16 protein-coding genes and 1 riboswitch are annotated in these 21,277 nt (G+C 68.8%); of the genes, 8 read left to right on the plus strand and 8 right to left on the minus strand.

Annotation, left to right across the window (positions count from 1 at the left end):
- Window positions 1–153: 153 nt before the first annotated feature.
- Window positions 154–2,358: a catalase/peroxidase HPI gene (katG, locus tag KUV62_RS13115; protein ID WP_222604157.1), complete on the plus strand. Its 2,205-nt coding sequence runs from the start codon at window positions 154–156 to the stop codon at window positions 2,356–2,358.
- Between the two features lie 403 nt (window positions 2,359–2,761).
- On the opposite strand, the gene mraY is transcribed toward katG, so the two are convergent.
- From mraY to mraZ, 7 genes are all read right to left on the minus strand, one after another.
- Window positions 2,762–3,844 (minus strand): phospho-N-acetylmuramoyl-pentapeptide-transferase, encoded by a 1,083-nt coding sequence (gene mraY, locus KUV62_RS13120; RefSeq protein WP_222604158.1) that lies wholly within the window; start codon window positions 3,842–3,844, stop codon window positions 2,762–2,764.
- Window positions 3,845–3,857: 13 nt separating this feature from the next.
- On the minus strand, window positions 3,858–5,291 hold the full coding sequence (gene murF, locus KUV62_RS13125) for a UDP-N-acetylmuramoyl-tripeptide--D-alanyl-D-alanine ligase (protein ID WP_222604159.1): 1,434 nt from the start codon (window positions 5,289–5,291) through the stop codon (window positions 3,858–3,860).
- Window positions 5,288–6,772: a UDP-N-acetylmuramoyl-L-alanyl-D-glutamate--2,6-diaminopimelate ligase gene (locus KUV62_RS13130; RefSeq protein WP_222604160.1), complete on the minus strand. Its 1,485-nt coding sequence runs from the start codon at window positions 6,770–6,772 to the stop codon at window positions 5,288–5,290. The genes murF and KUV62_RS13130 overlap by 4 nt, the downstream gene beginning before the upstream one ends.
- A gap of 64 nt (window positions 6,773–6,836) precedes the next feature.
- Window positions 6,837–8,627, minus strand: coding sequence for a peptidoglycan D,D-transpeptidase FtsI family protein (locus tag KUV62_RS13135; protein ID WP_222604161.1), 1,791 nt, complete (start codon window positions 8,625–8,627; stop codon window positions 6,837–6,839).
- The gene (locus KUV62_RS13140) at window positions 8,624–8,968 is read right to left on the minus strand and encodes a cell division protein FtsL (protein ID WP_222604162.1); all 345 of its coding nucleotides are present in this window, start codon (window positions 8,966–8,968) and stop codon (window positions 8,624–8,626) included. Before KUV62_RS13140 ends, KUV62_RS13135 begins: the two co-directional genes overlap by 4 nt.
- Window positions 8,968–9,960: a 16S rRNA (cytosine(1402)-N(4))-methyltransferase RsmH gene (rsmH, locus tag KUV62_RS13145; RefSeq protein WP_222604163.1), complete on the minus strand. Its 993-nt coding sequence runs from the start codon at window positions 9,958–9,960 to the stop codon at window positions 8,968–8,970. Before rsmH ends, KUV62_RS13140 begins: the two co-directional genes overlap by 1 nt.
- Window position 9,961: 1 nt before the next feature.
- Window positions 9,962–10,471 carry a division/cell wall cluster transcriptional repressor MraZ gene (mraZ, locus tag KUV62_RS13150; RefSeq protein WP_222604164.1) on the minus strand — a complete coding sequence of 170 codons (510 nt, stop codon included), beginning with the start codon at window positions 10,469–10,471 and terminating at the stop codon, window positions 9,962–9,964.
- A 692-nt stretch (window positions 10,472–11,163) separates the two neighbouring features.
- Window positions 11,164–11,352: riboswitch (cobalamin riboswitch) on the plus strand.
- A 149-nt stretch (window positions 11,353–11,501) separates the two neighbouring features.
- Between mraZ and KUV62_RS13155 the strand changes: the two genes are divergently transcribed.
- The 7 genes from KUV62_RS13155 (at window position 11,502) to KUV62_RS13185 (ending at window position 18,872) form a co-directional block, all read left to right on the plus strand.
- Entirely contained in the window at window positions 11,502–13,364 is a 1,863-nt protein-coding gene (locus tag KUV62_RS13155; RefSeq protein ID WP_222604165.1) for a TonB-dependent receptor plug domain-containing protein, read from the plus strand.
- Window positions 13,351–14,187: an ABC transporter substrate-binding protein gene (locus KUV62_RS13160; RefSeq protein WP_315901585.1), complete on the plus strand. Its 837-nt coding sequence runs from the start codon at window positions 13,351–13,353 to the stop codon at window positions 14,185–14,187. The genes KUV62_RS13155 and KUV62_RS13160 overlap by 14 nt, the downstream gene beginning before the upstream one ends.
- A complete protein-coding gene (locus KUV62_RS13165; protein WP_222604167.1) occupies window positions 14,184–15,161 on the plus strand; it encodes a FecCD family ABC transporter permease in 978 nt (325 codons plus the stop codon). Before KUV62_RS13160 ends, KUV62_RS13165 begins: the two co-directional genes overlap by 4 nt.
- On the plus strand, window positions 15,158–15,907 hold the full coding sequence (locus KUV62_RS13170) for an ABC transporter ATP-binding protein (protein WP_222604168.1): 750 nt from the start codon (window positions 15,158–15,160) through the stop codon (window positions 15,905–15,907). Before KUV62_RS13165 ends, KUV62_RS13170 begins: the two co-directional genes overlap by 4 nt.
- A gap of 109 nt (window positions 15,908–16,016) precedes the next feature.
- Window positions 16,017–16,823 (plus strand): TatD family hydrolase, encoded by an 807-nt coding sequence (locus tag KUV62_RS13175; RefSeq protein ID WP_222604169.1) that lies wholly within the window; start codon window positions 16,017–16,019, stop codon window positions 16,821–16,823.
- On the plus strand, window positions 16,820–17,620 hold the full coding sequence (locus KUV62_RS13180) for an MBL fold metallo-hydrolase (RefSeq protein WP_222604170.1): 801 nt from the start codon (window positions 16,820–16,822) through the stop codon (window positions 17,618–17,620). The genes KUV62_RS13175 and KUV62_RS13180 overlap by 4 nt, the downstream gene beginning before the upstream one ends.
- 322 nt (window positions 17,621–17,942) lie before the next feature.
- Complete coding sequence (locus tag KUV62_RS13185; protein ID WP_222604171.1) at window positions 17,943–18,872, plus strand: AEC family transporter; 930 nt, start codon at window positions 17,943–17,945, stop codon at window positions 18,870–18,872.
- Between the two features lie 81 nt (window positions 18,873–18,953).
- Here KUV62_RS13185 and KUV62_RS13190 read toward each other — a convergent pair whose 3' ends face one another.
- Window positions 18,954–21,167, minus strand: coding sequence for a DEAD/DEAH box helicase (locus tag KUV62_RS13190; RefSeq protein ID WP_222604172.1), 2,214 nt, complete (start codon window positions 21,165–21,167; stop codon window positions 18,954–18,956).
- Window positions 21,168–21,277: the final 110 nt, after the last annotated feature.

A 21,277-nucleotide genomic window follows, 5' to 3' on the forward strand; every position in this document is an offset into this window, starting at 1 on the left:
GCTTAAGAAAATGCAATTGGGCTTTATGGTGCGGCTTTGCTAGAACGATTCTAGCAAACAGGGAAACGCCGCGCGCGGCCGGGTCATCGCGACCCGCGCAATCGGCCGCCCCGAGCCCCATATCGACCAACAAGAAAGCCCCTGGAGGACATCATGGACGGACATACAGTCGAAGGCGACCTCAACGAAAGCACCCGCGGCAGCGGCGGCAAGTGCCCGGTGATGCATGGCAGCCTGACCGCGCTCGGCACCACCGTGATGGACTGGTGGCCGAATGCGCTCAACCTCGACATCCTGCACCAGCACGATCTCAAGACCAACCCGATGGGTCCGGATTTCGACTACCAAGAAGAGCTCAAAACGCTCGACGTGGAGGCCCTGAAGGACGACCTGCGCCAGCTGATGAATGACAGCCAGGAGTGGTGGCCGGCCGACTGGGGCTCCTATGTCGGGATGTTCGCCCGCGTGGCATGGCACGCCGCGGGCTCCTATCGCCTGTCCGACGGCCGTGGCGGTGGCGGCACCGGCAACCAGCGCTTCGCGCCGCTCAACAGCTGGCCCGACAACGTCAACACCGACAAGGGCCGCCGCCTGCTGTGGCCGATCAAGAAGAAATACGGCAACAAGATCTCCTGGGCCGACCTGATGATCCTGTCGGGCACCATCGCCTACGAGGTCGCCGGGCTGAAGACCTATGGCTTCGCCTTCGGCCGCGAGGATATCTGGCACCCCGAGAAGGACACCTACTGGGGCTCCGAGAAGGAGTGGCTCGCGCCGTCCGACACCCGCTACGAGGAAGTCTCCAAGCCCGACACCATGGAGAACCCGCTCGCAGCCGTGCAGATGGGTCTGATCTATGTGAACCCGGAGGGCGTCAACGGCGTCTCCGATCCGCAGAAGACCGCGGACCAGGTGCGCGAGACCTTCGCCCGCATGGCGATGAACGATGAGGAAACCGCGGCGCTGACCGCCGGCGGCCACACCATCGGCAAGTGCCACGGCAATGGCAGCGCGGATGATCTCTCGCCCGAGCCCGAGGCCGCCGGACCCGAGTACCAGGGCATCGGCTGGATGAACACCAAGGGCCGCGGCGTTGGCCGTGACACCGTGGTGTCCGGCATCGAGGGCGCCTGGACCACCAACCCCACCAAGTTCGACATGGGCTGGTTCGAGATGCTCTTCGGTCACGAGTGGGAGCTGAAGAAATCGCCCGCCGGCGCCAGCCAGTGGATGCCGGTCGACATCAAGGAAGAGGACATGCCGGCCGATGTCGAGGATCCCTCGATCAAGACCATGCCGATCATGACCGATGCCGACATGGCGATGAAGGTCGACCCAATCTACAACGAGATCTGCCAGAAGTTCATGGCCGACCCGAAGTATTTCGAAGAGACCTTCGCCCGCGCCTGGTTCAAGCTGACCCACCGCGACATGGGCCCGAAGGCGCGCTGGGTCGGTCCGGACGTGCCGCAGGAAGACCTGATCTGGCAGGATCCGGTGCCCGCCGGCTCGACCTCCTACGACGTCGCCGCCGTCAAGGCGAAGATCGCCGAGGCCGGCCTCTCGGTCGCCGACATGGTCTCCACCGCCTGGGATAGCGCGCGGACCTATCGCGGCTCCGACATGCGCGGCGGTGCCAACGGTGCCCGCATCCGCCTGGCCCCGCAGAAGGACTGGGTCGGCAACGAGCCCGAGCGCCTCGCCGCGGTGCTGGCCAAGCTCGAGCCGATCGCGGCCGAGACCGGTGCCTCGATCGCCGACGTGATCGTGCTGGCCGGCAACCTCGGTGTCGAGCAGGCGGCGAAGGCCGCGGGCGTCGATCTCGAGGTGCCGTTCACCCCGGGCCGCGGCGATGCGACCCAAGAGATGACCGACGCCGACAGCTTCGAGCCGCTCGAGCCGCTGGCCGACGGGTTCCGCAACTTCCAGAAGACCGACTACGTGGTCAGCCCGGAAGAGATGCTGCTCGACCGCGCCCAGCTGATGGGCCTGACGGCGGCGGAAATGACCGTGCTGGTGGGCGGCATGCGCGCCATCGGAACCAACTACGGCGGCAGCAAGCTCGGCGTGTTCACCGAGCGCGCTGGCGCCCTGACCACCGACTTCTTCGACGTGCTCACCGACATGGCCTACCAGTGGCTGCCGGTGGCCGGTGGCAGCTACGAGATCCGCGACCGCAAGTCGGGCGAGGTCAAGTACACCGCCTCCCGCGTCGACCTGGTGTTCGGCTCGAACTCGATCCTGCGCGCCTATGCCGAGGTCTACGCCCAGGACGACAATGCCGGGAAGTTCGTCAACGACTTCGTGGCCGCCTGGACCAAGGTGATGAACGCCGACCGCTTCGACGTCGCGGCGTAAGCACCAGCATTTTGCAGGGCGGTTCGCCGCCCTGCGACGGGTCCGGCATTGCCACTCACGGGACCTGCAGACCCCGCCGCACCTCGCGTGCCGGCGGGGTTTTTCTTTGCTCTCGGCTCCCGGAAATGCGACGCGCCGCGGCTCTTTGACGGCGTGCAGGGGGCGCTGCCCCCTCTTGGCGCGATGCGCCAATTCACCCCCGAGGTATTTTGAAACCAGAGAAGACAGCAGCGCCGCGCCCCGTCTTCTCTTCGTCAGAAATACTCCCGCCGGAGGCAGGCCGGACCGTGCCGCAGGCGCGGGTTCACGGCAAGGGCGTCAGGTCGGCCAGAGCCGTGGAGACCGGGGGCCTGCCCCCGGGCGACGCAGCCTGTGCGTGGCCCTCGGGCCGCGCGCCGCGAGATCAGCGCAGCTTCAGGGTGGCGAGGCCGATCAGGGCGAGGATCAGCGAGATGATCCAGAAGCGGATCACGATCTGCGGCTCCGCCCAGCCCTTCTTCTCGTAGTGATGGTGGATCGGCGCCATCAGGAAGACCCGTTTGCCGGTGCGCTTGAAGTAGAACACCTGGATGATCACCGAGAGCGCCTCGACCACGAAGAGGCCGCCGACGATGGCCAGCACGATCTCGTGCTTGGTGGCCACCGCGATCGCGCCCAGAGCGCCGCCGAGCGCCAGCGAGCCGGTGTCGCCCATGAACACCGCCGCGGGCGGCGCGTTGTACCACAGGAATCCGAGACCACCGCCGATCAGCCCGGCGCAGAAAATCAGGATCTCGCCGGTGCCGGGAACGTAGTGAACGTCGAGATACTCGGTGAAGTCGGTGCGGCCCACCGCGTAGGCGATGATGCCGAGCGTGCCGGCGGCGATCATCACCGGCATGATGGCCAGCCCGTCGAGCCCGTCGGTCAGGTTCACCGCGTTGGCGGCACCGACGATGACGATCATCGCGAACGGCACGAAGAAGATGCCGAGATCGAGCAGCGCGTTCTTGAACACCGGGAAGGCGAGCTGCCCGGTGAGCTCCGCCGGGTGGAACCACGCCGCCCAGCCCGCCGCCAGGCCGGCGATGAGAAAGCCCAGCAAAAGCCGCACCTTGCCCGAGACACCTGCGGTGTTCTGCTTGGCCACCTTGGCATAATCGTCGGCGAAGCCGATGGCGGCGTAGCCCATGGTCACGAAGAGCACCATCCACACGAAGGGATTGTCGAGCCGGGCCCAGAGCAGCGTCGAGGTCAGCAGCGCGCCGACGATCAGCAGACCGCCCATGGTCGGTGTGCCGGCCTTGACGAAATGCCCCTCGGGGCCGTCATCGCGGATCGGCTGCCCCTTGCCCTGCCGCTTGCGCAGCACATCGATCAGCGGCCGTCCGAAGATGAAGCCGAAGATCAGCGCCGTCAGGAAGGCGCCGCCGGCGCGGAACGTGATGTAGCGAAACAGGTTGAACAGATCGCCGCCGTCGCTCAGTTCGGTGAGCCAGTAGAGCATGCTGTGGTCCTCGTTACCCGTTGCCGCCCGCGGGGGATACGCCCATGCGCCGGATCGCGTCAACCACGCGTCCCAGCCCGGTGGAGAGCGAGCCCTTCACCAGCACGACATCCCCCGCATCCATATCGTGCCGCACCCGCGCCGCCATGCCGTCGGCGGTCTCGGTCCAGTGGCCGCGCTTCTGCTGCGGCAGCGCCTGCCAGAGATTGCGCATCAGCGGCCCGACGCAATGCACGAGATCGATCTCCCCCATCGCCGGCAGATCCGCCACGGCGCGGTGCAGCGCCGCCTCGGTGGCGCCGAGCTCCTTCATGTCGCCGAGATAGGCGATGCGCCGACCATGCGCCACGCGCCCCACCCCGTCGCGGGTCTTGGCGCTCGCGAGCACCTCGAGCGAGGCGGCCAGCGAGGCCGGGTTGGCGTTGTAGGCATCGTCGATCAACTCGAGCGAGAGATGGGTCTCCACCGGGTCGAGCAGGATGGTCTCGCGCAGGCCGCGCCCGGCGCCCGCCGTCCACTGCCCCAGCGCGGTCACCGCCAGCGCCCGGTCGAGCCCCAGCGCATGCGCCACCGCCAGCACGCCCATACCGTTGACCGCGAAATGCCGCCCCGGCACCGCCACCTTGTAGAGCACCGGCGAGCGCCAGGCCCGGCCCTGCGCCACGGTGGTGGTGTCGCCGACATCGACATGGGTGACGCGGTGGTGATTGCCCTCGGCCTCGCCGAAGGTGATCACGTGCTGCGCCTTCGCCTCGGCCATCTCGATCAGCAGCGACGAGACCGTCAGGTCGCCGTTCACCACGGCGGTGCCGCCGGGCTCGAGCCCCTCGAAGATCGCGCCCTTCTCGCGGGCGATGCCCTCGAGGCTCTCGAAGGCGGCAAGGTGGGCCGGCGCCACGATGGTGATCATCGCCACGTCGGGCCGCGCCATGCGCGACAGCGGCGCGATCTCGCCGGGGTGGTTCATGCCGATCTCGATGACCGCGAAATCCACATCCGCCGGCATCCGCGCCAGCGTCAGCGGCACGCCCCAGTGGTTGTTGTAGCTCTTCTCGGCAGCGTGGACGCTGCCCTGCGCGCCGAGCACCACGCGCAGCATCTCCTTGGTCGAGGTCTTGCCGACCGAGCCGGTCACCGCCACGACCTTTGCCCGGGTGCGCGCCCGCGCCGCCTGTCCAAGCGCCTCGAGCCCGGTCTGCACGTCGTCGACGATCAGCAGCTTGGCCGGGTCGACGCGCTCGGGGATGCGGCTCACCAGAGCGGCGCTCGCGCCGTTCTCGAGCGCCTGCGCCACGAAATCATGCCCGTCCCGCGCCGCCTTCAGCGCCACGAAGAGATCGCCCCTGGCGATGGTGCGGGTGTCGATCGAGACGCCATTGGCCTCCCAGTCGCCCGCGACCGTGCCGCCGGTGGCGGCGGCGGCGTCCTGTGCCGTCCAGAGTGTCACAGGCCCCTCCCGTCTAGTGCGGCCACGGCCACGCTGGCCTGCTCGACATCGTCGAACGGGTAGACCGTATCGCCGACGATCTGGCCGGTCTCGTGGCCCTTGCCGCAGACCAGCAGCGCGTCGCCCGGCTGCAGCAGATCGACGCCGCGCAGGATCGCCTCGGCGCGATCGCCCACCTCGGTGGCCTCGGGCGCCCCCGCGAGCACCTGCGCGCGGATCGCCGCGGGGTCCTCGGAGCGCGGGTTGTCGTCGGTGACGATGACCAGGTCGGCATTCTCGGCCGCGGCGCGGCCCATCAGTGGGCGCTTGCCGGCATCGCGGTCGCCGCCGGCGCCGATGATGGCAATGAGACGGCCCATGACATGCGGGCGCAGCGCCTTGATCGCGGTGGCCACCGCGTCCGGCGTGTGGGCGTAATCGACATAGACCGCCGCGCCGCTGTCGCGGGTGGCGGCGAGCTGCATCCGGCCATGCACCGTCTCGAGCCGGGGCAGCGCGCGGAACACGTCTTCGGCCTCAGCGCCGCAGGCAATCACGAGCCCCGCCGCAACCAGCGCGTTCTGCCCCTGGAAGCCGCCGATCAGGTTGAGGCGCAGCTGCTCGACCACGCCGTGCCAGCTCAGCCGCAGCTCCTGCCCGGTGGCGTCAAAACGCTGGCCGAGCAGGCGCAGGTCGGCGCCCTCGCTCTCGCCGACCGTCAGGACCTCCTGCCCGCGGGCGCGGGCGATGGCGAGCATGTCGATGCCGCGAGCGTCGTCGATATTGACCACGGCAGTACCATCTTCCGGCAGCACCCGGGCGAAGAGCCCGGCCTTGGCGGCGAAATATTCCTCGAAATCGGCGTGATAATCGAGGTGATCCTGGGTGAAGTTGGTGAAGCCCGCGGCCACCAGCTGGACGCCGTCGAGGCGGCGCTGGTCGAGCCCGTGCGAGGACGCCTCCATCGCCGCATGATCGACGCCGGCCCCCGCCGCGTCGGCAAGCGCCTTGTGGAGGGTGATCGGCTCGGGAGTGGTGTGGCGCAGCGGCGCCTGCCAGTCGCCCTCGACCCCGGTGGTGCCGAGATTGACGGCACGGAAGCCCAGCTCCTGCCAGAGACGGCGCACGAAGCTAGCCACGCTGGTCTTGCCGTTGGTGCCCGTGACGGCGACCATCGTCGCGGGCTGGGCGCCGAAGAACAGTGCGCAGGCGTAGGCCAGCGCGGCGCGCGGCTCGGCCGCGATAACCAGCGCCGCGTCGCTCTCGGCCAGCGCCGCCTCGGCAAGGCGGGCGCCCTCGGCATCGGTCAGCACCGCCACGGCGCCCTGCGCCAGTGCTGTCTCGATGAAACTCGCACCGTGGATCTTGGTGCCCGGCATCGCCGCGAAGAGATGGCCCGGCATCACCGCGCGACTGTCGACCGAGATGCCCGTGACCCGGGCCTCGCGGCCGCCGCGCGCCGTCAGGCCGAGATCCGACAGGCTCTTTTCCTCAGCGCTCATATCTGCCCCCGATGCGTATTCTTGGTTTGCGCAGATCCGGAACCGGCAGGGGCCTTGGGCGGCGTCACTGCCGGATCAGCGTGACCTCTGCCACTTCTCCCATATCGTATTCCGGACGCAAGCCCAGAAGCGGCGCGATCCTGCCGATCATCTCGGCGGCCACCGGCACGGCGGTCCAGCCGGCGGTGCGGCGCGGCTTCGAGCCCGAGGTTTCGACCGGCTCGTCGAGGGTCACGATCAGCACGTATTTCGGATCATGCGCCGGGAACATCGCGGCGAAGGTGGCGATGACCTTGTCCTTGTAATAGCCGCCACCCTGCTCGCGCGGCTTGTCAGCGGTGCCGGTCTTGCCGCCGACATGGTAGCCCGGCACCTCGCCGAAGCTCGCCGTGCCGCTGCTCACCACCTTGCGCAGCATGTCGCGCGAGGCCGCGGCGACGCTCTGCGACATCACCCGCTCGCCGAACTGGGCGCCCTGCTGCTTGAGCAGCGTCGGCTTCACCAGCGTGCCGCCATTGGCGATCGCCGAATAGGCCGCCGCGAGGTGCAGCGGCGAGGAGGAGAGGCCGTGGCCGTAGGAGATTGTCACCGAGGACAGATCAGTCCAGCGGGCCGGCAGCAGTGGCTTGCCGCCCGCCGCCTCGACGATCTCAAGCGGGGTCGGCTCGAAGAAACCGAGCTTCTTGAGGAAGTCCTGCTGGCGCTCGATGCCGATGGCCAGCGCCATCTTGCCGGTGCCGCGGTTCGACGACTTGATGATGATCTCCTCGACCGGGATCTCACCGTAATTGTGGCCCTCGAATTCACCGATGCGGTGGCCGCCGACCTTGAAGGGCGGACGCGTGTCGATGACCGTCTGCGGCCCGACGAGGCCCAGCTCCATCGCCTGCGCCGCGGCGAAGATCTTGAAGGTCGAGCCGAGCTCGTAGACCCCCTGCACCGCGCGGTTGAACAGCGGGCTGTCCGACGGGCTGCCCTTGGTGGGCGGGCGCGGGCGATCGTTGGGATCGAAATCGGGCAGCGAGGCCAGCGCGATGACCTCGCCTGTATGTACGTCCATCAGCACCGAGGCCGCGCCCTTGGCGTTCAAGAGCCGCATGCCGGCGTCGAGCACACGCTCCGAGGCCGCCTGCACGCTGAGGTCGATGGACAGCTCGAGTGGCGCGCCGGCGCGGGCCGGATCGCGCAGCTCCTCGTCGAAGAACTTCTCGATGCCGGCGGTGCCGATCACCTCGGCCGAGGCCACGCCCTCGCGCCCGAAGCTCGAGCCGCCGAGGATGTGCGAGGCCAGCGCACCATTGGGATAGAGCCGCATCTCGCGCGGGCCGAAGAGCAGGCCCGGCTCGCCGATATCATGCACCGCCTGCATCTGCTCGGGGCTGATTTTCTTCTTCACCCAGAGAAACTTGCGCTTCTCGTCGGTAAAATCCTTCACCATGCGCTCTTCGTCGAGATCCGGGAAGATCGCCTTCAGCTCCTTCGCGGCGCGCAGCGGTTCGATCATCTGCTGCGGATGGGCGTAGAGCGAATGGGTCTCCATGTTGGTCGCGAGGATGCGGCCGTGGCGGTCGGTGATGTCGACGCGGCTGGCGATGATCGAGGCGCCGCTGGCATGGGCGCGAGGCTCGGCCGGCTCGGAGGCGGCGAGCAGGCCCATGCGGGCGCCGACGACGCCGAACGCCACCAGGAACATCACGCTCATCACCAGCAGGCGGCCCTCGGCGCGCACGCGGGCCTTGTCGCGCATCTGCTCGTGGCGGATGCGCAGGTTCTCGCGCTCGATGGCGTCGGGGTTCTCGCCCTTCTGGCGGGCTTCGAGGATGCGGGCGAGCGGACGAAGCGGCGTGCGGGTCATTGCGTCAGCCCCGCGCTCGAGACGTCGATCGGCTCAGTCACCACCAGCGGCTGGATCACCGGGTAGGCGACCTGGTCGACGCGGCCGAACTGGTCGGGCCGCATCGGCAGCAGCTCGAGCCGCTGGAAGTTGATCTCGGCCAGGTCACGCAGCCGGTCGGGGCGGTTGAGATAGGCCCACTCCGCCTTGAGGATCGCCAGCCTTGCGCGGGCGTCGGCGATGTTGCGGTGCAGCTGGTCGACAGTGTCGAGCGCTTCCTTGGTGTCGTAATTCTCGCGATAGGCCCAGAAGGCGAGGCCGATCAGGCCGAGGAACGTGGTCACGTAGAGCAGCGTTCGCATCAGCGTTTCCCCTTGAGCTGAGGCATGTTGAGCTTGTCCGCGCCAATCTCGCCGGCGGCGGCGTCGGTGCGCTTGCCGATCCGGAGCCGCGCCGAGCGGGCGCGCGGATTGGCGGCCAGTTCCTCGTCGTCCGGGCCGACGGCCTTGCGGGTGACGAGGACGAATTGCGGATCCTCGGTTTCGGTCACGGGGGCGTAGCGGCTCACCGTGTTGAGCTTGCCCGAGCGCGCCTGGAAGAAGCGCTTGACCATGCGGTCCTCGACCGAGTGGAAGGTGACGACGCAGAGCCAGCCGCCGGGCTTCAGCGCGCGCTCGGCGGCCATAAGCCCGCGCCAGAGCGCGCCATACTCGTCATTCACCGCGATGCGCAGCGCCTGGAAGCTGCGGGTGGCGGGGTGCGACTGACCGGGCTTGGGGCGCGGCAGGCAGGCCTCGACGATGGCCGAGAGACGCGCGGTGGTCTCGATCGGCTCCTGGTCGCGGGCCTTGACGATGGCGCGGGCGATGCGGCGTGAGGCGCGCTCTTCGCCGTAGGTATAGAGAACATCGGCCAGCGCCGTCTCGTCGAGCCGCTTAACCAGATCGGCGGCGCTCTCGCCCGACTGCTCCATGCGCATGTCGAGCGGGCCGTCCTTCATGAAGGAGAAGCCACGTTCGGCGATGTCGAGCTGCATCGACGACACACCAAGGTCCAGCACCACGCCATCGGCGCCGGTGACAACCTTGTCCATGTCGGCAAAATTGCCCTCGACCAGCTCGAGCCGGCCGCCATAGGTGCCGATCCACTCCTGCGCCATCTGGTGCGCCAGCGGATCGCGGTCGATGCCGATGACCTTGTCGGCGCCGGCGTCGAGCAGGCCGCGGGAATAGCCCCCTGCCCCGAAGGTGCCGTCGACCCAGGTGCCGCTAACCGGCGCCACGGCCTCGAGCAGAGGCCGCAGGAGAACCGGAACATGCGGCGCGCCGTTATCGTGATCCGCCGCAGGTGCCATCTCAGATCTCCTCGTCCTCGTCGTCTTCATCGAGCAGTTCCAGCGGGTCGCCGTCGAAATCGGCCAGTTCGTCCTCGGTCTCCTCGAGATCGGCCTCGTAGGCCGCGGGCTCCCAGATCTGGAACGTGTCGACGGTGCCGATGAACTGCGCTTCGTTCTCGAGCGCGATCTTTTCGCGCAGCTTGACAGGAATCACGATCCGCCCGGTGTCGTCAACGCTCGACGTCACCGACTGGCCGGAGATCAGCCGCTCGAGCAGGCGCCGCTTGCGCGAGCCCCGCTTCATGTTGCTGATGCGGTCCTCGATGGCCTCGATTTCCTGGATGGTGAAGCATTCGAGATACTTGCGGCGCTGGTCGCCATAGACGATCACGAAATTGGGGTTGAGACCTTCGGTCCAGTCCGGGTCACCGGCTTCGAGCACACGGCGAAAAGAGGCCGGGATGGACACCCTACCCTTGCTGTCGACCTTGTGCCGACTTTCGCCTCTGAACCTAAGCCTGCGGCCCACTGTCCCTACTCTCGCCCCCTGAAACGAAATACGGCGGGTTGATCTGCTGCCACCGATCAACCCGCCGCCTTGACCCGCTTTGCGGGCTGGTCCAGCTGCGCGCGCCACCTGGGGGGATGTCTGCTCGCTCGCGCGCCGGATCTCTGTGTTTCGATGAGGGCGGGTGCCTGTATGAACCTGCTCTTTTATTGTTTTGGGTGTTTGCCGGGGCTTTGTTGTTTGCCCTCTGTCCCGTCCCTCATCGTGGTTAAAGGTATGACATGGGATTTCATGGGAGGCAACGGGGAATTTCGCACCCCGACACAAGTTCTTGTCCACACCCCCTGTGGAAAACAAGATGTAGGGGCCCGTTTTGCCAAAACTCACAAACATGTGGTGAGCGGGAACCTGCACGCAACTATATGTAGTCACGCTGTCGTGAAGATGTCACGGGCCGCAAAATCCCATATTTGTTTTGTTGCGCGATACAGTTTTTTAGGCATCCCCACGATCACCCAGATTCGACGCCCGAAAACCCGGTGAATCGCCCGTCAATTCGGCGCGGCTTCGCGTTTGGAGCCGCGCGGAGGCAGTATTTCCCAAATCAGTTCCATGCAATCCCATGGCAGGTGCCATCCAATCCCATGAGGTGCCGAAACCACGCCCGCCGGGGATGGCACCAAGGAAGCACTTGTGCGGTGGGTCGCGCCGCATTAAGCGGAGCGGGCCTCGGTTCCGGGCCATGTCCGGAGAATAGGGAACGCGGTGCAAACCCGCGACTGCCCCCGCAACTGTGAGCGGCGAGTGCGACCGGCATATGCCACTGGGCAAGACGCCCGGGAAGGCCCGCGTCGCGCGATGACCCGCAAGTCAGGAGACCTGCCAAGGTGATCACCCTCCCCATGCGCGGGGTTGCGCTTCGGGGTACGGTCTTTCCGTTCGTGGTGACAACTGCACCGTTCACGGGAGCCGGACTCGGTCCTTCCTTTCCGTGAACACCACGACAGCCGCCCCCGCGCCCCGGGGGCCGACATGGAAAGGATGGACAGGGATGAAGCACGTCCTCACCTCCGCCTCGGTGCTGGCTCTGAGCACCACCCCGCTCCTCGCGCAGGATGCCGAGTATTACCAGCTGCCGACGCTGACGCTCTACGCTAACAGCGTGCCCTCCGAGCTCGGGCGGACCGGCACCTCCGTCTCGGTGCTCACCGAGAGCGATCTCGAAGACAGCGCGGAGACCACGCTGGCCGACAGGCTCGACACCCTGCCGGGTGTCAACGTCATCAGCAATGGCGGCCCCGGCACCCGCAGCTCGCTCAGCATCCGCGGCCTGCCTTCCTACTATGCGCCGGTCTATATCAACGGCATCGAGGTCACCGACAGCTCGGCCACCCAGACCGGCTTCAACTTCGGCAACATCCTTCCCGGCGGCGTCAGCCGTGTCGAGCTCCTGAAGGGCGCGCAATCGGCGCTCTATGGTGCCGACGCCGTGGCGGGGATCGTCGCGATCGATCTCGCCCGCGCGCCGGAAGAGCCCGGCCAGACCGTTGGGCTCTCCGCCGAGGCCGGCACCTACAACACCAAGAGCGCCGCCCTCAGCTACGGCGCCGCGACCGAGCGCGCCGGCGTTGCGATCAGCGCGACCCGCTTCGTGACCGACGGTTTCTCCGCCGTGGAAGCCGATGGCTACGACGAGGAGGACGGTTTCGCCGCGACCCAGCTGGCCTTCGACAGCTACTTCCAGGCCACGCCCGACCTGCGCGTCGGCCTCTCGGGCTTCCGCTTCGACGCCGAGGGCGATTACGACTCCAATGACTGGATGGCGCCCGAGAGCGGCACCACCGACACCGAAAGCTACGGCCTGCGCGTCTACGCCCAGCTGCAGACCGGTGCCGTCGCCCATGAGCTGGCCTACTCGCATTACGAGATCGATCGCGACACCGACGCCGCCGGCTGGAGCGACAGCTTCGGATCGAGCCGCGACAAGTGGACCTACAGCGGCACCTGGGAATTCGACGCAGGCCGCAGCCTGAGCTTCGGCGCCGATCACACCTCGGAAGACGCCGATTTCAGCGCCCCGGTCTATGATGCATTCTGGAGCCGGGCCGGCACCGCCGAGAACAGCGAAGGCGTTGAGACCACCGGCGTCTATGCCGAGCTCGCCTGGGCCTTCACCCCGGAGATCGATGGCGTGGTGACCGTGCGCCATGACGAGCACTCGGAATTCGGCGGCGAATGGAGCGGCCGTGCGACCCTGTCCTGGCGCGCCACCGAGGCGCTGACGCTGCGCGGCGCGCTCGCCAAGGGCTACCGCGCGCCCTCGCTCTACGAGCTCTACAGCCCGTCCTACGGCAACGATTCGCTCGAGCCCGAAACCAGCCAGAGCGCCGAGATCGGTGCCGACTACACCTTCGCCAGCGGCGCGACCCTCGGCACCACCCTGTTCTACACCGAGATCGACGATCTCGTGCAATACGAGGGCACGGGCTATGCGCAGGTCTCCGGCACATCCGTGTCTAAGGGGCTCGAGCTCGCCGGCAGCGTGCCGCTCGGCGATCGCTTCACGCTCTCGGGCAGCTACACCTACACCGACGCGCGCGACGACAATGACGATCCGCTCGCCCGGGTGCCGCGCTACGATCTCGCCATGCGCCTCGATGCCGACCTTACCGATCGGCTCCGCGCCGGCCTCAGCGTCGTGCACAAGGCCGACTACGCCGAGACCTGGGGCGTGACGGTGCAGGACGAGAGCGACGATCACACCGTGGTCAACGCGCAGGCGAGCTACGATTTCGGCAACGGCATCGAAGGCTATGTCCGCGTCGAGAACCTGTTCGACGAGGATTACCAGGTGGTGCCCGACTACCAGACCACCGGGCGTGCCTATTACGCGGGGATCCGTGCGCGCTTCTAAGCTCCTGCCCCTCGCCGCCGCGCTTTCCTTCGGGATCGGCGCGGCGGCGGCCGATGGCGCGGGCCCAGCCCGCGTCGTCTCTCTCAACGTCTGCACCGACCAGCTGGCGCTGCTGCTGGCGGCGCCCGGCCAGCTGGTGTCGGTCTCGCCGCTGGGCCACGACCCGCGCAGCTCGGCGATGGCCGAAGAGGCCGCCGCCCTGCCCGCCAATGCCGCCCATGCCGAGGAGATCGTGCTGCTCGAGCCCGACCTCGTGCTCGCCGGCACCTACACCGCCCGCGCCGCCGTCGACATGCTCGAACGGCTGGGCTACCGGGTCGCGCGCTTCGCCCCGGCCAACTCCATCGAGGACGCGCGGCAGAACATCCTGCAGATGGGCGCCTTGCTCGGCCGCGAGCCCGAGGCCGAGACCCTGCTGGCGCGCTTTGACAACCGGCTCGCCGCGCTGCGCGACGTGCCCGAGACGCGTCCGCTGGTAGCCTATTACCTGCCCTTCAACGAGACCGCCGGGGTGCAATCGCTCACCGGCGAGATTCTCGACACCGCCGGCATGGCAAACATCTCCGAGGCGCGCGGCCTGCCCTATGGCGGACGGCTGCCGCTGGAGGAGCTGGTGTTGGCGCAACCCGACCTGATCCTCGTGGGCCAGCCCTATGACAGCCCCTCGCAGGCAACGGCGCTGCTTCAGCACCCGGTGCTGCGCGCCACAGGCGCCCTGCGCGAGATCCCCGACGGCCAGAACTGGATCTGCGGCACGCCCTTCCTGCTCGACGCGGTCGAGGCGATGCGCGAGTTGCGCCGTGACTGGGAGGCGGCGCAATGAAGCTGGCGCTTGCCCTCTCCGCGCTCGTGATCGCCCTGCTCATGGCCTCGCTGTCGCTGGGCTACGCGCCGCTGTCGCTCTCGGCGGTGCTGGGGGGAGTGCTGGGCGCGGGCGATCCTCTGCATGTCATGGTGATGCAGGAAATCCGCCTGCCACGCACCGCGCTCGCCGCCCTCGTGGGCGCGGCACTCGGCCTCTCGGGTGCTGCGATGCAGGGCTACCTGCGCAACCCGCTGGCCGAGCCGGGCCTCATCGGCGTCTCGGGCTCCGCGGCGCTCGGCGCGGTGATCGCTCTGCAGACCGGGCTTTCCGCCGCCTTCGCCCTCGCCCTGCCGCTGATGGCGCTGCTCTTCGCGCTCGGCGCGGTGGCGCTGATCCTGCTGCTCGCCGGCCCGCGCGGCGGCTCGCTGACGCTGATCCTCGCGGGCATCGCGGTCTCGGCGCTGGCCGGCGCGCTGACCTCTCTGGCGCTGAACCTGTCGTCGAACCCCTATGCCACCTTCGAGATCGTGTTCTGGATGATGGGCTCAGTCGCCGACCGCTCGCTCACCCACCTTGCCCTCGCCGCGCCGCTGGTGGCGCTTGGCGGCGCGGTGCTGCTGACGCTGGGCCGCGGGCTCGACGCGCTGACGCTTGGCGAGGACGGTGCGCAGGCGCTCGGCGTGTCGATGACGGCGCTGCGGCTGAAGCTGCTCTTCGGCACCGCCGCCGCCGTCGGGGCTGCCACCGCCGTCGCCGGCGCCGTGGGCTTCGTCGGGCTCGTGGTGCCGCACCTGCTGCGCCCGCTCTGCGGCGCGCGGCCCTCGCGCCTGCTCTGGGCCTCGGCGCTCGGCGGCGCGGCGATGCTGCTCACCGCCGACATCGCGGTGCGGCTGATCCTGCCCGAGCGCGACCTCAAACTCGGCGTCGTCATGGCGCTGATCGGCGCGCCGCTGTTCCTGCACCTGATCTACAAGACGCGGAGGGGCGGATGAGCCTGCTGTCGCTCGAAGCACTCACCGTCAAGCGCGGCCCCTGCCCGGTGGTGGATGGCGTGAGCCTGACGATCGCGCCGGGAGAATGCGTCGGGCTGATCGGCCCCAACGGCGCCGGCAAGACCACCCTGATGCGCGCCGCGCTCGGCCTGATGAAACACGAGGGCCGCTCCTCGCTCACCGACCTGCCCGCAGGCGCCCGCGCCCGCGCCGCCGCCTGGCTGCCGCAATCGCGCGAGATCGCCTGGCCGGTGACGGTCGAGACGCTGGTGGCTCTCGGCCGCCTGCCCCATGACAGCCGCGCCGGCGACCTGCGCGCCGAGGCGGTCGGGCGCGCGCTCGACCGCATGGGGCTCACCGCCTTCGCGCAGCGCCGCGCCACCGAGCTCTCGGGCGGCGAGCAGGCCCGGGTGCTGATCGCCCGCGCGCTGGCGCAGGAAGCGCCGCTGTTGATGGCCGACGAGCCCATTGCGGGGCTCGACCCGGCGGCGCAGATCGCCACGCTCCGAGTGTTCGAGGATCTGGCGCGCGAGGGCCACGCGGTGCTGGTCTCGCTGCACGACCTGACACTGGCGGCGCGCCACTGCACCCGGCTGATCCTGCTCGACCGCGGCCGCATCGCCGCCGACGGCCTGCCGCTCGAGGTGCTGAGCGAAGCGCGGCTGGCCGAGGTCTTTCACCTGCGCGGCCACATGCTGCAGACCGAAGACGGCCCGCTGCTGCAGGCGCTCGACGTTCTGGGCTGAGACCGCCTGCCTCACGTCTGGGCGCCCACCCCCGCGGCCCCTTCCGCCGTGCGCCATCCGCTTGACCCGGCCGGCGCCATCGCCCACAACCGGCGCAAAGGACATGACCATGACCACCCCCCTGATCACAGACAGCCACTGCCACCTCGATTTCCCGGATTTCGACGCCGAGCGCCCGGACGTCATCGCCCGCGCCGTCGACGCCGGCGTGCACCGCATGGTGACGATCTGCACCCGCCTGCGCAATGAGCCGCAGGTCCGCGCCATCGCCGAGGCCAACGACTCGGTGTTCTACGCCGCCGGCACCCACCCGATGAGCGCCGCCGAGGAGCCTCTGGCAACGGTCGACGAACTGGTCACCCTGTCGCAGCATCCGAAATTCGTCGGCATCGGCGAGACCGGGCTCGATTATCACTACACCGCCGAGAGCGCCGAGGTGCAGCAGACCTCGCTCCGCATCCATATCGAAGCGGCGCAGGAGACCGGGCTGCCGCTGATCATCCACGCCCGCGCCGCCGATGACGACATGGCCCGCATCCTCTCCGAGGCCTACCGCGCCAAGCCCTATTCCTGCGTCATGCATTGTTTTTCCTCCTCGGCGGAGCTGGCGAAGGCGGCGCTCGATTGCGGCTTCTACCTGTCGATGTCGGGCATCGCGGCGTTTCCGAAATCGAAGGAGCTGCGCGAGATCTTCGCCAGCGCGCCGCTCGAGCGCATCCTCGTCGAGACCGACAGCCCCTACCTCGCGCCGCCGCCCTATCGCGGCAAGCGCAACGAGCCCGGCTACAGCGTGCACACCGCCAAGGTCGGCGCCGATACGTTTGGCCTGCCTTACGAGGATTTCGCCCGCGCCACCGAGGAGAATTTCGAGCGCCTCTTCGCCAAGGCCGCCGCCTGGGCCCCGGAGACCGCATGAACGAGCTGCGTTTCACCATTCTCGGCTGCGGCTCCTCGGGCGGCGTGCCGCGCCTCGGCGGCCACTGGGGCGAGTGCGATCCCGCCAACCCGCGCAACACCAGGCGGCGCTGCTCGATGCTGGTCGAGCGCGATGGCCCCGACGGCACCACGCGGGTGCTGATCGACACCACCCCCGACATGCGCCAGCAGCTGCTCGACGCCGGTATCGGCCATCTCGACGCGGTGGCCTGGACCCATAGCCACGCCGATCACGTGCACGGGCTCGACGACCTGCGCCAGATCGTCTTCAACCGGCGCGACCGGCTGCCGGTCTGGGCCGATGGCGACACCCAGAACGCGCTGTTCTCGCGCTTCGGCTATGCCTTCGTGCAACCGGAGGGCAGCCCCTACCCGCCGATCCTCGAGATGCACACGATCGGCGACGGCCCGTTCACCATCCAGGGCGCCGGCGGCCCGATCACGTTGACCCCGTTCGAGGTCGATCACGGCAGCATCGATGCGCTCGGCTTCCGCATCGCCGATGTCGCCTACCTCCCCGACGTGATCCGCATCCCGGAGGCGAGCTGGGCGCATCTTCAGGGGCTCGATTGCTGGATCCTCGACGCGCTGCGTCGCACCCCGCACCCGACCCATGCCCATCTCGACCTGGCGCTGGAGTGGATCGCCAAGGCACGGCCGAAAGAGGCAGTGCTCACCAACATGCATATCGATCTCGACCACGACATCGTCGCCGCCGAGACCCCGGACCACATCCGCCCGGCCTATGACGGCATGGTCCTGCGCTATGCGCTCTGAGCCCAGGCCGATCCGCCGCCCCCAGAAGATCCCCTCGACGCCCCCGGCCATCCCGCACCGCGTCCAGCCCTTCTCTACGTCCCAAATACTCACTCCCGACCGCGCCACCGCTCCCACCGACGGACAAACCGCGCCACCTCCCCACACCCACCGCAGGACAAGCGCCCCCGCCCCACGCCGCGTCCACATCTTCTCTACGTCCCAAATACTCACTCCCACCCCATCCGCCCCTCCCGCCGCCCGGACAGCAGCGCCACGCCGAACCGGCGCGCCCCCGGCGACGCGCGCAGCGCGGCGCAACACCTCTTCCTGACACACTGACATGCAAGCGCTTTTCGACATCATCCTGCCGGTCTTCCTGGTCATCGGCGCCGGCTACCTGGCGAGCTGGCGCGGGCTGCTGCCCGACAATGCCGTCGACGGGCTGATGGGCTTCACCCAGACCATCGCCATCCCCTGCCTGCTGTTCACCGCGATCTGGCAGCTCGATCTCGGCGCCAATTTCTCCCCGCCGATCCTGATCTCCTTCTACCTAGGCGCCGCGGCCGGCTTCACCGCCGGACTGCTCGGCGCGCGCTACATCTTCGGGCGTGACTGGGAGGATTCCGTCGCCATCGGCTTCGCCTGCCTGTTCTCCAACTCGCTGCTGCTCGGCCTGCCGATCACCGAACGCGCCTACGGGCCCGATGCGCTCGCCGGCAATTACGCCATCATCGCCATGCACTCGCCGTTCTGCTACGCGCTCGGCATCACCGCGATGGAGATCGCCCGGGCCCGCGGCACCGAGCTGCGCCGCCTGCCGCTTACGGTGGGCCGGGCGATGTTCCGCAACGGGCTGGTGATCGGCATCATGATCGGCGTCGCCTTCAACCTCGGCAACGTCACCCTGCCCGACCCGGTGATGCAGGCGCTCGACATGATCACCCGCACGGCGCTGCCGGCGGCGCTCTTCGCGCTCGGGGGTGTGCTGTTCCGCTATCGTCCCGAGGGCGACCTGCGCACCATCCTCTATGTCTGCGCGATCTCGCTGGCGCTGCACCCGGCAATCACCTTCGCGCTCGGCCAGGGTTTCGGCCTGTCGACCGACTCGCTGCGCTCGGCGGTGATGACCGGGGCGATGGCGCCCGGGGTGAACGCCTACGTATTCGCCAACATGTATGGCCGTGCCAAGCGGGTGGCCGCCTCGTCGGTACTGCTGGCCACCGGGCTCTGCATCTTCACCAGCTGGGTCTGGCTGCACCTGCTGCCCTGACCGCGCGCGCCATCCCGGAAACGGAAAAGGGCCCCGTCCAGCCGGACGGGGCCCTTTCTCTATTCACATGCCATGCCGCGCTCAGGACTTGCCGCGCTTCGGCGGCTGCATGCCGCCCTGGCGCGGCTTGCCGGGGCGGGCGCCCTTGGAGGCGCGGCCGGTCGGGTCGAAGCGCTGCGAAGTGTCGGCAGCGTTGGCGGGGCGCTTGGGCTTGTCGCCCTGCGCCGGCCGCGCCGGGCGGGCGCCCGGCTTGCCGCCAAAGCCCTTGGACGGGCCATCACGGCCCTCGCCGGGACGATTGGGCTTGAACGGCTTGCCGCCGGGTTTCCCCGTGGGCTTGCCGCCGCCATCCTTGTCGCGCTTCGGCTTCCAGTCCTTGCCGCCGTCACCGCGGGGCTTGTCGCCCCAGGGCTTGTCGCTCTTCGGACGGTCCCCGCGCGCCTTGTCGCCCCACGGCTTGTCGCCACGCGGCTTGTCAAACTTGGGCTTGTCACCACGCGGCCGGTCGTCGCGCTTGAAATCGCCCTTCGGCTTGTCGCCCCTGGAGCCGCCCTTGGCGCCCCAGGCCTCGCCATCAGGGCGCTTGCGCGCCGGTGCATCACCGTCACCACGACCCTCCGGGCGCGGCTTGCGCGGGCCGTCCTTGCGCGGGCGGTCGTTGCGCGGACCATCCGGACGCGGGCCGTCGCGGCGCGGCGGGCGGCTGGCAAATTCCGGCGTACCCTCGACGGGGCGCACGGTCACGCCCTCCTCGAGCACACCGCCCTCGCCGAGCCCGCCGAGGAAGCGATCGACCACCGGCTCGGAGAGCTCCACGAAGGTCTCGCTGTCCTGCACCCTGATGGCGCCGATGGCGTCCTTGTCGAGCCCGCCGCCGCGGCAGAGCAGCGGCAGCAGCCAGCGCGCCTCGGCGCGGTCGTCGCGACCGACCGACAGGGCCACCCAGCGACTCGGGCCAAACTCCGCGCGTTCCTTGCGCTCGGGGCGCTCGGGGCGGGCATCGGGCGAGGAAAGCTCCTCGGGCGCCGAGTGACGGTCGCGGTAGAGGCGGAGATAGGCGGCGGCCACGGTCTCAGGCGATTGCTCGGCCAGCAGGCGCGCGGCGAAGCCGGCCTCGTCCTCGGTGATCTCCTCGGACCAGGTCGGGTCGGCCAGCAGCCGCTCCTCGTCGCGGCGCAGGATTTCCTCGGCGCTCGGCGCCTCGATCCACTCGGCGGTGACCTTGGCCCATTTCAGCAGGCGCTCTGCCTTCTTGGTGAGTTTCGGCGGCACCACCAGCGCCGAGATGCCCTTGCGACCGGCGCGGCCGGTGCGGCCCGAGCGGTGCAGCAGGCCTTCGGTGTTCGACGGCAGCTCGGCATGGATCACCAGCTCGAGGTTGGGCAGGTCGATGCCGCGCGCGGCGACATCGGTGGCGACGCAGACCTTGGCGCGGCCGTCGCGCATCGCCTGCAGCGCGTGGCTGCGCTCGGACTGGCTCAGCTCGCCAGAAAGGCAAACCACGGCGAAGCCGCGGTTGCTGAAGCGCGCGGTCAGACGGTTCACCGTGGCGCGGGTATTGGCGAAGACGATGGCGTTCTGCGCATCGTGGTAGCGCAGCATGTTGATGATGGCGTTCTCGGCATCGTGCTGGGCGACGCGCAGCGCCTGGTAGGTGATGTCGGCGTGCTGGCTGCGCTCGGAGATCGTGGTGACGCGGACCGCGTCGCGCTGGTAGTGCTGCGCCAGCGTCGCGATCATCGGCGGCACGGTGGCCGAGAACAGCAGCGTGCGGCGGTCTTCCGGGGCCTCGCCGAGCATGAACTCGAGGTCCTCGCGGAAGCCGAGGTCGAGCATTTCGTCGGCCTCGTCGAGCACGATGGCGCGCAGCGCGCTCATGTCGAAGGAGCCGCGCTGGATGTGGTCGACCAGGCGGCCGGGGGTGCCGACGACGATATGGGCGCCGCGCTCGAGCGCCCGGCGCTCGTCGCGCATGTCCATGCCGCCGACGCAGGAGACGACGCGGGCGCCGGCCTTGGCGTAGAGCCATTCGAGCTCGCGCTTAACCTGGAAGGCCAGCTCGCGCGTGGGCGCCACGATCAGCGCCAGCGGCAGGCTCGCATCGCCCAGCATGCCGGCCTCGTCGAGCAGGGTCGGCGCGATGGCGAGGCCGAAGCCCACGGTCTTGCCGGAGCCGGTCTGGGCCGAAACCAGCAGGTCGGAGTCCTTGAGGTCGGGATTGGTGACCGCCTCCTGAACGGGGGTCAACGTGTCATAGCCACGCTCTGCGAGCGCATCGGAAAGGGTCTGGATCATTGGGGAGGCCGATCTGCGAGGAAGTGGGACGCGGAACGGGCCGACTCAAGAAGGGCGCATCGCGTCAGGAACGCGCTGCTCTAACGCACCCGGACCCGTTTGTATACGGG

It is taken from the genome of Salipiger bermudensis, from assembly GCF_019801965.1.
Classification (GTDB): domain Bacteria; phylum Pseudomonadota; class Alphaproteobacteria; order Rhodobacterales; family Rhodobacteraceae; genus Salipiger; species Salipiger bermudensis_A.